At 41.9% G+C, this 14,722-nt stretch carries 9 protein-coding genes and 1 tRNA gene; 2 read left to right on the forward strand and 8 right to left on the reverse strand.

Annotated elements, in window-relative coordinates:
• Window positions 1-132: 132 nt before the first annotated feature.
• Both JFC10_RS02130 and JFC10_RS02135 read left to right on the forward strand, forming a co-directional pair.
• A complete protein-coding gene (locus JFC10_RS02130) occupies window positions 133-2,583 on the forward strand; it encodes an LPD1 domain-containing protein (protein ID WP_198331482.1) in 2,451 nt (816 codons plus the stop codon).
• Entirely contained in the window at window positions 2,580-3,134 is a 555-nt protein-coding gene (locus JFC10_RS02135) for a hypothetical protein (protein WP_198331483.1), read from the forward strand. Before JFC10_RS02130 ends, JFC10_RS02135 begins: the two co-directional genes overlap by 4 nt.
• A gap of 148 nt (window positions 3,135-3,282) precedes the next feature.
• On the opposite strand, the gene JFC10_RS02140 is transcribed toward JFC10_RS02135, so the two are convergent.
• The 8 genes from JFC10_RS02140 to JFC10_RS02175 all read right to left on the reverse strand — a co-directional run bounded on the left by JFC10_RS02140 (window position 3,283) and on the right by JFC10_RS02175 (window position 14,343).
• The gene (locus JFC10_RS02140; RefSeq protein ID WP_198331484.1) at window positions 3,283-5,139 is read right to left on the reverse strand and encodes a DUF4209 domain-containing protein; all 1,857 of its coding nucleotides are present in this window, start codon (window positions 5,137-5,139) and stop codon (window positions 3,283-3,285) included.
• Between the two features lie 23 nt (window positions 5,140-5,162).
• Window positions 5,163-6,419 (reverse strand): site-specific integrase, encoded by a 1,257-nt coding sequence (locus JFC10_RS02145; protein ID WP_198331485.1) that lies wholly within the window; start codon window positions 6,417-6,419, stop codon window positions 5,163-5,165.
• Window positions 6,420-6,592: 173 nt separating this feature from the next.
• Window positions 6,593-6,669, reverse strand: a tRNA-Ile gene (locus tag JFC10_RS02150).
• A gap of 217 nt (window positions 6,670-6,886) precedes the next feature.
• Window positions 6,887-7,039, reverse strand: a complete 153-nt coding sequence (locus JFC10_RS02155; RefSeq protein ID WP_198331486.1) for a hypothetical protein — start codon at window positions 7,037-7,039, stop codon at window positions 6,887-6,889.
• Window positions 7,040-7,053: 14 nt separating this feature from the next.
• A complete protein-coding gene (locus JFC10_RS02160) occupies window positions 7,054-8,232 on the reverse strand; it encodes a tRNA nucleotidyltransferase (RefSeq protein WP_198331487.1) in 1,179 nt (392 codons plus the stop codon).
• Between the two features lie 207 nt (window positions 8,233-8,439).
• Window positions 8,440-10,761 carry an NADP-dependent malic enzyme gene (locus tag JFC10_RS02165; protein ID WP_198331488.1) on the reverse strand — a complete coding sequence of 774 codons (2,322 nt, stop codon included), beginning with the start codon at window positions 10,759-10,761 and terminating at the stop codon, window positions 8,440-8,442.
• A gap of 360 nt (window positions 10,762-11,121) precedes the next feature.
• Entirely contained in the window at window positions 11,122-12,588 is a 1,467-nt protein-coding gene (locus JFC10_RS02170) for a protein adenylyltransferase SelO (RefSeq protein WP_198331489.1), read from the reverse strand.
• Between the two features lie 579 nt (window positions 12,589-13,167).
• Complete coding sequence (locus JFC10_RS02175) at window positions 13,168-14,343, reverse strand: acyl-CoA desaturase (RefSeq protein WP_404816238.1); 1,176 nt, start codon at window positions 14,341-14,343, stop codon at window positions 13,168-13,170.
• Window positions 14,344-14,722 lie beyond the last annotated feature (379 nt).

Raw genomic sequence — 14,722 nt, forward strand, 5'->3', positions numbered from 1 at the left:
TGAACGCAAATGAACGCAAATGAACGCAAAAACCCGCTAATTCTGGCGGGTTTTTTTGTGGAACACGTTGAAAGCTGGCAAGCTATCACCCCTCATAATAAGGGGTCGATAACACCAACTAGGCCACCGATTATGAAAGAGAAACTTGCTAGACTAAAACGATTACAGACCGCGCTTGCCAGCCTAAAGGCAGCCAATGACATTAAAAGCCGCGTAATAACCGCGAAAGAGTTGACCGCTATTCTAAAAGAGCTTGGTATTTTTAACCTTGAATCTCTGCAAGGAGTAGATGACGGCTATAGCGACAATACTAATGACGATAACTATCGCTATGCTGATACCGGGCATATCGCAGGTGCCCATAAAGAGCGTGCCAGCAATCGGATCAAAGAGCTAGCAAAAGACGGACAGACAGTAAAAGCCACTGATATTGAGTGGGATGAAATCGAGTCCGATGAACTGTTGGCTGAAGATGTCATCAAGAAATCAAATATTATGGGCGAGGTTGATTATCAAGCCATGAAAGATGGTGGTATTGATGCAGGAACCGCCTTTATGATGCAAAAAGTTTTTGCATCAATCGCTTCCACGCCTCACTGGGATATAGAGTATTTCGTTAAAAACAGTCAAAGAGGCGACCGTTTTATTAGAAGTTTAGATAAAGAAGACAAGGACGATTTTTACGAAAGTTTAAATAATTACAGCACAAGTGATCAGAAAAAAGCGGCACGCAAAGCTTACGTTAACGGTATTAATACCTTAAAGAGCCGCATATTGAGCATGAAAGGCACAAGAGAGTTGGTCAGCGAGCTTAAAAGTATTTCTGATGAAATGGTAGGCGCAAAGATCAGTGCTGAAACTACAAGTAGTTATAACGCGTATCAAAATGAGATGGACGACGTTAGATCGTCAATAAAGAGCGACTTTAAGCAATACGCTGCTGATTACGAGAAGGCTATGCTAAAAGCTCAAAAAGATATTGAGTCGACTGAAGGCAAAAGCTTAGATAACGAGCGTTTAATATTTGTTAATAGCGAAGTTGGTTTTGATATAAATAAGCGTGGTGCTGATTTTTGGCAAACCGCAAGAGCAATAAAGCGCTGGCTTGAACACGAGCAACCCAGCAAAGAGTTTGTTGTAGTCGGTGGCTCAAGCGTCTCTGAATTAGCACCAGTGGTTGCGCGAGACTACATCGATAGTCTTAACGATATAAATAAAAAAATGAGCAAGTTAAGACTGGCGTCAGGGCTTGATAGTTTTAAAGACGAAAACGCCAACCTAGCTTGGATATCTTTGGGCGAACGCTTTTGGGGAATTGTTGAACTTACCTCCGACGCTTTTGTTAAGCACGCTAATATGTCACTAAATAAGCGTTACGACGACTGGGGCCTTATCCTCAAAGAGGATAATACAAGTGACAGTACTGGTGCAAAAAAACCAACTACAAAGAAGAAGACTTTTGAATTAATTGTTGCTGACAAGATTGAACGCAAAGGCGGTCGTCCTGTCACGGTTGAATCAACCAAAGAGCTTAAGGATAGCTTTGGCTTTCGAGATATACAATCGGGTGAGTGGGTACTAAAGGATAAGGCTAGCGCTAAATTCCACGTAGAGCACGCAGCGGCAGCCATGATGGATTTATCTGATATCGTAGGCATTGATGAGCACTCGTTGGCATTTGGAGGTCGTCTTGCGTTGGCGTTGGGCGCGCGCGGCAAGTCAGGCGCTAAGGCGCACTACGAACCGGTACAAAGGGTTATTAATATTACCAAGATGAAGGGCGGTGGTTCACTAGGTCATGAGTGGTTTCATGCTATCGATAATATCTTGGGTGAGGTGCTTAACATTGATGGCGCGACTGGTGCCAATGTGTTTTTGACTGACGACTCATCTATGCTAGGTGATGGACCATTACACAGCGCTTTTAGTGAGCTTAGGGAAGTCATGAAGAAAGGTGATGTAAGGTCGCCTGAAGCCTTTAAAATCACTCAAAAAGATATTGATGTGGCAACACTTAATATCAAGTCTGGTAGCAGAAATCCTTTTGTGGCTAAAGTTATAGATAGCAATGCAGTTGATGCCGTCCTTGCAGTTGATGATCGTTTTGGCATGTCATACAGCGGTAAGAGACGCAAGAATCACGATCAATGGCGTAGAATCGTGGTTGCTTACTACAATCAAGATAAAGCAGGTCAAACAGTTACGCTTGACACAGGCGAGCTAGTATCTAGCTTTTATGCTGAATCCAAACGACTGGATGCTGGCAGGTCTAAGCCTTACTGGTCGACTACGCTTGAGATGGCAGCTCGTGCGTTTCAGGCATACTTAGAAGACAGCCTGCAAGATCAAGATCGCCGTAACGACTACTTGAGTTTTGGTGCTAATAATGACTTATACGGTGATAAACATAAGGCTTATCCAGCGGGCGAGGAACGTAAACGCATCAATGCTGTTTTTAAGCGCTTATTCGCCACCATTAAAGACCAAAGGGTGTTTGAGAATGCTACGAGCAATACAGCGATGATGGACTCTATTTTTGGTGGTCAAACTGTTCTGATTGACACGTGCGAGGCATGGTTATGATATTAATCGATAGGCTAAACGATATTAAGGCGTTACAGGTCGCACTAATTGAGCTTAGAGGCGCTAAAAGCATACTCAAGCGAGTGCTGGCAGGTCAGCGCTTGACTAAAGTGCTACAGCGCATTAAGCAGCGCAAGTACACTATCGAAAAAAGCAATCGAGTCGCCTCTACGTCCATCCCCCTTAATCGCCTAGATCATGGTGAGCTAAGTATTCCAAATCGCATCAAGAATATTAATGCAGAGCTTGATAGGTACAAAGTTGATAAGGCAAAGACAGATAAGCGCGAGCGTGAGGATAGGCGGTTTTTGGCTAATGAGGCGTATCAAGCTTTAAAGTCTGATAAAGCCGCACTAAAAAAGTACGCATGGACTGAATATAAAAAGCATAGTCGGCAGATGATAAAAGACCATGGCCAGACTATACCTACTCGTTTTGGTGACAATTTGACTCGCAATCTAAATCCGCGTGACTTCTTGAGGGATGAAGCTAAATATAGCCCCGAGAATTTCTTACGCATACTCGATTGGCATTTAGATATTGGAGGATAGTAAGAGCCCAATCGACAAAAAAGCCGCTAATCATTAGCGGCTTTTTTATACTCAAAAATTAATATTTTAGTTAGCCACCTGGACATATTGACTCACACGGTACACCATCATTATCTATTGAATACTAGGTATTGGAAAAACTGTTACGCTACTCGTAATCAAGCTTCTGTGTAGGCATCTCTATAGAGTGCATCACCATTCTAAAAAGAACCCACCAAGCATAAATAGGTGCGCTAGAGGACGCAGATGAATCATTCATAAGACCGTGTGCGACTTTATTCCTTAAGTTTGGGCCACTTGGGTGTGCGAATACAGCTGTTAATTCAAAAATCTCATCTCCGTTGAAAACTTCATTGATTCCCTTTATCTTCAAAAGAGAGCTTAAGCCTTTTTCTTCTTCAATGTTCTTTTCCTCATTTTTTCCTTTAAGAGTATTATCTACATCATTATTATTTAGTTGAGTTCGCACAATCAACTCCATTTGGGGCGCAACTAAATGAATAGCAGTAGAAAAATCACGCTCAAAACCTAACCAAATTGCATGTGATATTAACTGAATGTTAGATATTGGAACTATAGGACTTAGGTTGCATATATCAAAAACGTAATCTTTACTTATGGCGTATTCGCTTAAAATTTGCTCAAGAGCAGGAAGTATATATGAATCTACACGAAGCTTTATCTCATCATTAAAGTCTCTTATTAAATGAGTTTCAACTATTTTATCAATTGAAGCCTGACCTTCAGCGAATTCGACAGCATGGGTTTTAGCGATAGTTTTTCCGTTTTGTTCAAGATCAAACTTGCCATATAAGTGATCTATAGAGGGCTGATCGATTTTCGCGCTCTTAGATTCTTTTAACGATTTGCAACTAGGGATAGCAAGTATTTTAGAGAAATATAATAAGCTTTCCCATATGGTTTTTTTATGAGATACAAACCTCTTGGCTTCTATCTTTATATCGCCTAAATTTTCCGACCTAATACAAAGGGGATCCATATGTTTCAACAACCTTTTATTTGATGTTCTAAGCTTGCAATAAGCAGCAGCGATTTTTGTATTAATCAAATATTCATCTTGAGACTTTTTTGGCACCTTGCTGTATAAGTCAATAGCATCCTGGAAAAACCCTGACGATCGTAAATCTAGCGCTTGATCCGAATCAAAGTGCTTATCAGCTTCTTGTATGTAACAGTCAGCCGCCTGAACCAAGGGAGCTATATGTTTATCTTCAGAATTTTCTTCATAGTATTTAGAACTCAACTCAAAATAAATGGCTGCTTTATGAAAATCGCCAGCTTTTTCGAACTTACCACCTAACCCCTCTAACTTTGAAGCAATATCTACACCCTTATTTTTTAAAACATCGGTTCTTTTTCTAAAATTAGGTTCAATTCTTTTGATAAGATCAGCCACCCAGCAGACAATATCATCTGTGCCAGAATTAAATATATCATATAGACGCTTCTCCACCATTGTTATCAAGCCATCTTTAGAAAGTTTTTTTGATAAACGATAGGCACGTTCAAATTCTTTTATTCCACTATCCGACCATACTTTATTGTTGATATCCCCAGATATATAACAGCTTATAGCCTTTTCTGCATAAATATATTTTTCACGTAGACTTGACTCTAAAACCCACAGCAAATCAAAAATTCTTGCTTTTAGGGGTGAGTAGTCTATTTTTTCAGCTATACGGCTTATTTCTAATAATCCACTACAATTAATAGGTTCTAAATTAAACACATTGAGAGGTGTTCCGTCCAGTAAAATTGTAGACACTTGAAAAGGCTCATCGTTATTTTCAGGAACCAATTTCATAGAGGCGGCATACCCTATAAACCTCAATAAAATCACATCTTCTGGCCTTATATCTTTACTATTTTTTAATTCATCCCCAATCATAATAGGAAAGCGTTGCAGGTTCTTATCTTCAGTCTTATCAATTATGCTTTGCAAAATTTTAAGTGCGTTTGATTCCATGTGCACATCATCGTCCATGACTAAAATCCTTGTTTTAATTCCTAGTATATTTTATACAACTTCTCAATCACTTCATCTTGTGTCATGCCAGCCTCATTAAAGATAAATACCTCAATATCATTCATAGCGGCACGCAATCTTTTTTGGCTGACTTGGATGTATTGTAGTGTCACGTCATCAGATGCTTTCGAGGTTCTGTGATTCATCAGCCGCTTAATAACCGATATGTTCAGATTAAGAATATCACCGATGGTTGAAAAGGTTCGACGCAGATCATGCGGTGTAATATGAATACCTGCAGCATCACCGATGTTCTTGTACTGCTTTGATATATCGGTCAGATTGCCGTCGCATTCTTTCAAGCGAGAAGGGAATAGCCACGGCTCATCCATCCGGTATTGGTATCGATGCGCAAGCATGGCGCACATGACTTTGCCCAATGGTATATGCAAGGTGTCGCCATTTTTAGTCTCATGAATGGTCATCGTGCCGTGCTTTAAATCAATACAATCCCATCTAAGCGTGTAGCCTTCGCTGGCACGTATGCCAGTGCACAAAAATAGCAGCATGATATCGCGTGCATTATTGCTATGCGGCTGCATCGTGTGGAAGTCTTCACTCCTAAAATCTAACAGCACACGTACATAGTTACCCATCGTATCTTCACTAAGATACGTAGTGCGAGGCTTAACCGTGTTCCAGAGCTTCTTAGCCGTCAGTATCTCAATAGGGCTTGGCTTGATGATAGGGGATTCGGTCTTGTCTAAAAAGCTCAGACGTGAAAAGTTCCAAACGGCATTAAGGGCCCGAAAAGTTGCATTCGCTTGTGATGGGCTGAGCTTAGTAAGCTCTAAATGTTTTTCAGTGACATTGCTTTGCATGATCTCGTTCATCGATCTGTTTTGCCACTCTGCAAGCTTGCCTGGTATCTGCCGGTTATAGGTATCGATGGTAGATTGTTTTAAACCAGGCTTATGAGAGATGTAATATTCATAAGCTTCACCAAGTGTGGGAACCACGACATCTTTCATGTCATCGTTAAATGGGTCTTTGCCTTGCATCAAATCTGATATCAACGACATGGCTTGTTCGCGCGCGTCCTGCAAGGTAATGATTGAGCAATCACCAATGACACGGCGGTGCAGCTTGCCAGCAATACGCTTATTGATCAGATAGTTTTTACTGGCACTCTTGGTACAGACAGCAAAGCCGTTGACCACTTCGTCTTGATGAATGACCGCTTTATCTGTGTACTCTAAGCCGTCAATAAACCGTTTGGTAAATTTAGTTTTTGCCATGATCTTCGCTATCCGTAGTGTGAATCTGTCTAGGTATAGTAGAGGATAACCGACAAAATGAGAAGTATACCAAAAGTATACTTTTAGCCACTTTGGTACTGATAGACAAGCCAGCCTAAAATCTATAGACAATAAAAAACCCTTATAAACCGTGGCTTATAAGGGTTTGAATATGGTGGGCCCAGTAGGACTTGAACCTACGACCAAAGGATTATGAGTCCTCTGCTCTAACCAACTGAGCTATGGGCCCTAACGTTAGACGCACAATGATACCTGATTTTTTTAATTTTTCAAGTAAAACATAAGAAGTAATAGAGATATTTTTAATAAAACCCTGTTTTTCTACTAAATAAGACCAATAACCAATGTAAGGCAGAGACTACCATCGACTGTGATGATTGCATCAGTGACATAATTACTTGTATAAGATAAATCATACAATGGGCAATCTTGTTAGGTCGATTTGCTTACAGCATAGGGATAGCATCGATGATATTTCGTTGCTGCTCATTATTGAGTGATTGATCATTATATACTTCAGGTAAAATATTTACCTCGAAAGCACTAGCATTGACACACATTTCTCGTGTAATCGGCAATGCAAGCGATTGTACCATCATAAGATTGTCCGCCATTAGCTTAACAGTAAGTGTTCAATTCTGGCTTGTCTGAGTGCTGCACCAATTGCAGGGCCTGTCAGCTCTGAATCAATATCTTGCATACTAATGGCATGAAAGCTGCTCAGTGCTAGCATCATCTGACGGTGCTGTGTTGCCAACTGCAAGACGTGACTGCACACGAGTAGTTGCGAGAGCTTATCAGGCTCTTTATGAGCGCTGCAAGTTTGTATGAGGTCAATTTTTTCAGCTGCATTTAAATGGTTTATCGCATTTAGTTTTGTGGCTTGCTGAGTGAAGAGAGTCGCAAATTGGGTGTGCACTTTTGGTACCTTAGCGGCGTTGCCTATTTTGCTAATGCTTTTGGCAATTGCTGATTCATTAGCATCAAGGTCTTTATCTATCGACCTAAATAAATCTGCGTTAAGACTTGCCATTAATAGTGCCCAACGTTGTGATAAGTTTAATTTCATCTGGCCTGCGAAATAAAGCGCTGTCTGCACTGTCTCTCGTATATGAGCATCAGCCCAAGCTTCATGTAGTGGAGAAAAATATTCTGTGAGCGCACCAACCTCAAACAGTTGTTGCCAGTATACGTGTGGCGATAGCTGCATGGTTGCACGGCTAGATTCTTGCCAAATACGCTCCGCACTTAAATGAGCAAGCTCTCCTGAGTCAACCAATTGGCGCATCAAAATCAAAGTTTCATCAGCAATGACAAAACCTAAGTCATAATAACGGCTATAGAAGCGAGCGGTTCGGAGCACCCGTAGTGGGTCTTCGCTAAACGCACTTGATACATGGCGTAAGGTTTTACTGTCTATATCAGCCATGCCACCATAATAGTCAATGACGTCACCGTTGATAGGAGTGTCATCAGTTAAGCTGGTGACTTCTATTGCCATGGCATTAATCGTCAAATCTCGACGTTGTAGATCCTCTTTTAAGCTGACGTCAGGACTGGCATGTACGCTAAATCCTTTATATCCCAAGCCTTCTTTGCGTTCAGTGCGTGCCAGTGCGTATTCTTCATGACTATTAGGATGCAAAAATACAGGGAAATCTGCGCCCACTTGCAGAAATCCTGCGTCAAGCATTTCTGCAACGGTTGCACCGACGACGACAAAGTCTTTATCTTTGATAGGACGTACTAATAGTTGATCGCGTACTGCGCCGCCGACAAGGTAAATTTGCATGATATCCTCTATCTTTTGTTTTAATTGAGCAAGTGATGACTGATACTGAATAAGGCTGTGCTACGTCTTAGCCAGTTTATAATGAGCAAAAAAAACCAGCCAACGCTATTTAATAGCATTGGCTGGTTTTAGTATAGCAGACGGCTTCTATAAATGAATAACAGAGACCATCTCGACAACAGATATTACTATGTAGTGCAGGATATATTACTGATTTTCGCTTGCCAAATCCTGAGCTTCAGTGACGGCAAGAGCCGTCATATTAACGATACCACGCGCAGTAGCTGATGGTGTGAGAATATGTACCGGTTTGCTAGTACCTAATAAAATAGGACCAATAGAGGCACTACCAGTTGCTGTCTTGAGCAGATTAAAGGCAATATTTGAGGCGTCAAGCGTTGGTAAGATGAGCAGGTTTGCTGCACCTTTTAACGGGCTTGATGGCATATTGTTTAAACGGATATGCTCATTCAGCGCTGCGTCACCTTGCATCTCGCCGTCGAATTCAAAGTCTACGTTCATATCTGTCAGCAGTTGATAGACCTTACGCATCTTGACAGCACTGGTACGATCTGAAGCGCCAAAGTTAGAATGAGAGACTAGCGCGACGCGCGGTACAATACCAAAGCGACGTAATTGATCAACCGCTAGGACAGTCATCTCAGCCAATTGTTCAGCCGTTGGATCTTCGTGGACATAAGTATCAGCGATGAAAATATTACGATCTTGCATTAGTACAGCATTCATAGCATAGAAGTCGTTCACATCTGCTTTTTTGCCAATAACGCTTTGTACATATTTTAAATGCAACTGATAATGGCCAAACGTACCACAAACCATGCCATCTGCAGCGCCATTTTCGACTAATAGTGAGCCGACCAAAGTGGTCTTGCGACGAACGTCACGGCGCGCAAGTTCAATACTCACACCAAGACGTTTATTCTTCTCGTAGTAGCCCTGCCAGTAGTCTTTATAACGAGGGTCATCATCAATGTTGACGATAGTAATGTTTTCGCCATCTTTTAGACGCAAACCCAATTTTTCGATATTGGCTTCGATGACTGAAGGACGACCAATTAAAATAGGCTTTGCCAGCTTTTCATCAACAACAACTTGCACAGCGAGCAAGATATTATTGTCTTCACCTTCACAGTAAACGATACGTTTTGGATCGGATTTGGCACGAGCAAAGATTGGCTTCATCACGAATGCAGAATTATAGACAAACTCAGACAGACGCTGACGGTAAGCTTGCATATCAGCGATAGGTAAGGTTGCAACGCCTGAATCCATTGCCGCTTGAGCGACCGCAGATGCGATCTCGATGATTAGATTTGGCTCTAGCGGACCTGGAATCAAGTAATCACGACCGAAACTTTGCATTTTTTCGATATTTCTAGCGCTTGTGGTCGGTGTTGCTTCTACGTGTGCCATCGCAGCGATAGCTCTTACACAAGCCACTTTCATCTCTTCGTTAACAGTCGTCGCACCAACATCTAATGCGCCGCGGAAGATATAAGGGAAGCATAAAGCGTTGTTTACTTGGTTTGGATAGTCTGAGCGACCGGTTGCCATGATGACATCTGGACGTACGGCGTGCGCCAATTCTGGCATGATCTCAGGCGTTGGGTTGGCAAGTGCAAAGACGATAGGGTCTTTTGCCATGCGGCGAACCATATCTTCAGATAACGTACCAGGCATAGATAGACCAAGGAACATATCGACATCGTCCATAACCTCGTCGATAGTAGTCGCAGTCGTCTCACGTGCATAACGCTGTTTGGTTTCGTCAAGGTTTTCACGAATAGTAGTAATAATACCGCGTGAATCTGAAACAAAGATGTTATTTTTGTTCACCCCAAGTGCGCAAATAATATCTAAACAAGAAATGGCTGCGGCACCAGCACCTGAACAGACAATTTTAATCTCTTCGATTTTTTTGCCAGTAATCAATAGTGCGTTTAGCATCGCTGCTGCAACAATGATTGACGTACCATGTTGGTCATCATGGAATACTGGAATGTTCATGCGCTCACGTAATTCACGCTCAATTTTGAAACATTCTGGTGCTTTGATGTCTTCTAGGTTGATACCACCAAAAGTAGGTTCAAGAGAAGCGACTGCTTCGATGAATTTGTCTGGATCGTTTTGGGCAATTTCAATATCAAAAACGTCGATACCCGCGAATTTTTTGAATAGAACGCCTTTACCTTCCATCACAGGCTTTGATGCCAATGGACCGATATTACCTAGACCCAGTACCGCAGTACCATTGGTGATAACACCAACCAAGTTGCTACGTGCGGTATATTTAGCCGCTAATGTCGGGTCTCTTTGAATCTCAAGACAAGGAACTGCCACACCTGGTGAATAAGCAAGTGCTAAGTCACGTTGGTTTGCCAACTGCTTAATAGGGGTAACAGAGATTTTACCTGGACGTGGGAACTCATGATAATGTAAGGCAGCTTGTTCAAACTGCTCTTTTTCTGTAGGAAAGTTATCCGTATTCAAAGTGGTATCGTCATTCATAATAATTGCCATGGTTGGAATAAATTGGAATAAAGTAAATGGTGATAAAAATAACGTTTTACCCTCAAAAAATCATGGAATGATAATCCTCTAAGGGTAACGTAACGCTAAACAGCTAATAATTCAAAGTGGCAGGATTAGCAACTAAGGATTGGATCAAAAAAGTAATCTAGCAAAAACAGTTATTCTAGCATTATTGGCAATTCACTGCCTAGTCAACAGCGGCGAATTGTGCGGATAATATAATGAAATGATATTCATTATTTAGCCAATTAATAATGCCAAAAAATAGGGTTAAATATCAACCTTAATCTCATAATGTTTCAAAATATTACAGAATAGCAGTTTAACAATATTTGATTAAGACGAGCAACTAATCGGCATTTGCGGCGCATGTGGGGTAGGCGGCATTGTATCGAGATGGGTAGCGATTGCTTGTACCTGATAAGGGTCAGCCAGTAAATCGAATACTCGACTCACTTCTTCGAACTGTCCTTGTTCTGCTGCAGTAATGGCACGCTGCGCCATACTATTACGCAGTACATAAACAGGATTGTTGGCTGTCATATCGTTGATAACTTGCTCAAGTGGCAGCTGCTGTATTTGAGCCACATAACGAGTCGACCAATCTTGCCAGACTTGTTGGGCATCATCGCTAAGCTCATTCGTCATGGTTGACAATAGCTGCTCTTCACAATGGTGTTCATTCGGCGCGACCAAACCGAGTAGCGCACGAAAGCTATTGGTATAGTCCAACAAGTTGTCTTCTAGTAAGGTTAACCATTCAAAGGCTAAGGTTAAGCTTTCTCTTTGATGGGGTAATCCAAGCTTACGACAAAGCCCTTGCTGATAGTGCTGCATAAACGTGGCTTCATAAGGCGCTAGACAGTCTGCTAACGCCTCACGTGTTACACCATCTAAACGCATAAAATGTGGCAGCCAAGCATTGAGATTCCAATGACCGATAGCAGGTTGATTCTGGTAAGCATAGCGACCAGTATGATCAGAGTGGTTGTTGATCCAAGCGGGATTGAATCGCTCCATAAAACCGAAAGGACCAAAGTCTAAGGTGCTACCAGTGATGGAGAGGTTATCGGTATTCATCACGCCGTGAGCAAAGCCAATCAGTTGCCAGTCAGCGATCATCCGCGCGGTTCGTTCAACCACTGTGGTTAAAAATGTCAGTATGGGAGCGTCGCTATCACGGCACTCTGGATAATAAGTGTCGATCATATAATCGGTGAACTCAGCGAGCAAGTCAGGGGCAAAGCTGGCAATCCACTCGATATGACCCAAGCGAATGTGACTATCAGCCACCCGCATCAATGCCGCGCCTGCCTCCATACGCTCACGTCGTACTCTGGTATCGGAGACAACAAATCCCAAAGCATTAGAAGAAGGAACGCCTAATTGTGTAAGTGCATGACCACATAAATACTCGCGAATGGTGCTGCGCAACACAGCGCGACCATCACCCATTCGCGAGTAAGGTGTCAGACCGATACCTTTAAGGTGCAAGTCTTGCAATTGATTATTGTTATCGAGTACTTGTGCCATGAGTAAGCCGCGCCCGTCACCCAGTTGTCCGGCCCATTGTCCAAACTGGTGACCAGCATAAACCATGGCCAATGGCTTAAAGTCCGCTGGCACGTATTGACCACCAAGTATCTCAACCCAGTTTGTCATCAGCTCTTCATCATCTGTCCAGCCTAACTGCTGCGCAACTTGGGTGTTGAAGTGTCCAGCACGTGGATTTTCCAGTGGCGTAGGCGGTTGCTCATGATAAAGGCGCGTGTCGAGGTTGACATAGGTATTTTGATAACGCATATAGGCCGTTTCCATTCAAATGTAAAAGTGAGAATCTCACTATAACATAGCTCTTATATAGCATCGTTGCACTCTGTCCATCTCTTGTAATAGCATAACCAAAAACCATGAGTAAGTTTGAATGCATTTAGGGTCTGTTGAACATTCAAATATTAGGGCTGCTGATCGCTAAAATCGCACCAAACTAGGCGTAAACCGACGATAATGTCGAGACCTTAGCTAGGTTTGCAACAACGTTTGGAGTGGTTTTAGCATCAGCCTTTCAGGGCAGGACTATTTTTTGCTAATACATGGCGAAATTGTCTAACCTAGAATGACTAGGCGTCAAAAATTTCACTGCGTATTGTCTAAAAAATAGCCTCTGCCAGTACCATATTTGAATGTTCAACAGACCCTAGCCTATCAAAGATATTGCTTCCACTTATCCTCTTTGTTTTTTACTTTTATAAAGTAATATTCGACACGTCATATAAACGATGAGCAAAAAAATCCCTCTATCTGTAGCAGATAGAGGGAAGGAGAAACTTTACAATCATCGTTCATCACAAAGGTAATAAAATACAGCCAAGTAAGCAGCTATTATGCAGCCTTTTTACTTATTCCAATAGAGCGAAACGCTGTCTTCAAGTTGCTGTTATGCTCAAGGATTTTTTGTTCGATCTTAGCATAGTCATGCTTTAACTTGTCATCAACTTCATGCAGTCGATCGGCATACTCTGTCTTTTTCAGCTCAATGGTTTTGGCTTTTAGCGCTTGCCATTCTTCAACAGTCTGCATAAAGGCATCATATTCAAACTTAATACGATCTTGGAAGCTTTTCATTGCATGAGGAAGATCAAGACCGCTCACAGATGCCGTATCAATCTGCTGTTGTGCTTTTTTAAACTGCATTTGCACTTCTGCATGCTTGATAGTCGTGTCATCAACCGTACGTAGCTCACTGGTTAAGCCAAGCTTTGATAGGCCAACAATCAACCATTTGGTTGGGTCATATTGCCACCATTTTACGCCATTACGATAATCGTATTGGAAGAAGTGATGGTAGTTATGATAACCCTCACCCCACGTAAATATGGCTAAGAAGAAGTTATCACGGGCACTATTGGTGTCAGTATAAGGACGCGTGCCAAACATATGACATAACGAGTTAATAAAGAAGGTAAAGTGATGCGTCAGTACCAAACGTAGTAGACCTGCTAAGACTAAGGTACCCCAAACATCACCAACTAACCAGCCAACAGCGGCAACCATAGCAACGTTAGTTGCCAATACCCATAGACCATAATATTTATGCTGAATCTGTAGCACTTTATCTTTGGTCAAGTCAGGAATATTTTTATAGTCAAAGCGACCGCTAGGATAACTACGTAGCATCCAACCAATATGACTAAAGAAAAATCCGCGCTGTGCTGAATAAGGGTCTTCCATGCGATCATCAACATGACGGTGATGCGTACGGTGGCCTGATACCCAGTCAAAGGCTGAGCCTTGAACAGCTAGGGTTGAGCCTAGTAATAGAAAGTTTTTTACCAAAGGATGCGCTTTATAAGCACGATGCGACAGTAGGCGGTGATAGCCTGCAGTAATACTAATACCTGTCCATACCATAAAAGCACCGAATACGCCCCAGACCGGTGCACTAACCTGATGAGTTAGCAAGTACCACGGCGTAATGACAGCAGCAGCAATAGGCGTTGCAATCAAAAAAATTGCTGGAACCAAGTTAATTGGTGACTTTTGAAACTCAAGTTCCAGAGGGTCAATGCCTTCATAATTGATCACTGCATTCGCATCTTCATTGCCGCTAGTAGTAGAGAACTTGTCAGCCGCGTCATCAGTTTTGCTTTTGCTAGTATCGAGCCACGTCTTGATGCGTAACGCTTGAGTGCCAGCATGCTGTATAAGCGTATCACCAGACTTAACAGCAAAACGCAAGCCTTTAAGTGGTAAGCCTATTACTTTCTTAGCAATCATATAGTATTCCTAATGATATAAATTTCAGCCTCTATATTACCGTAAAAACAGAGTAAAGTGAACAGTTATACACTAGAAAAATATTGCTAAATAACAATAACTTGTATTGATTATGGAATGTGTTGACGAAAATAACGAATGACTTATCAGGCATTGAGTA

The sequence above is a fragment of the Psychrobacter aquimaris genome, assembly GCF_016107525.1.
Lineage (GTDB): Bacteria > Pseudomonadota > Gammaproteobacteria > Pseudomonadales > Moraxellaceae > Psychrobacter > Psychrobacter aquimaris.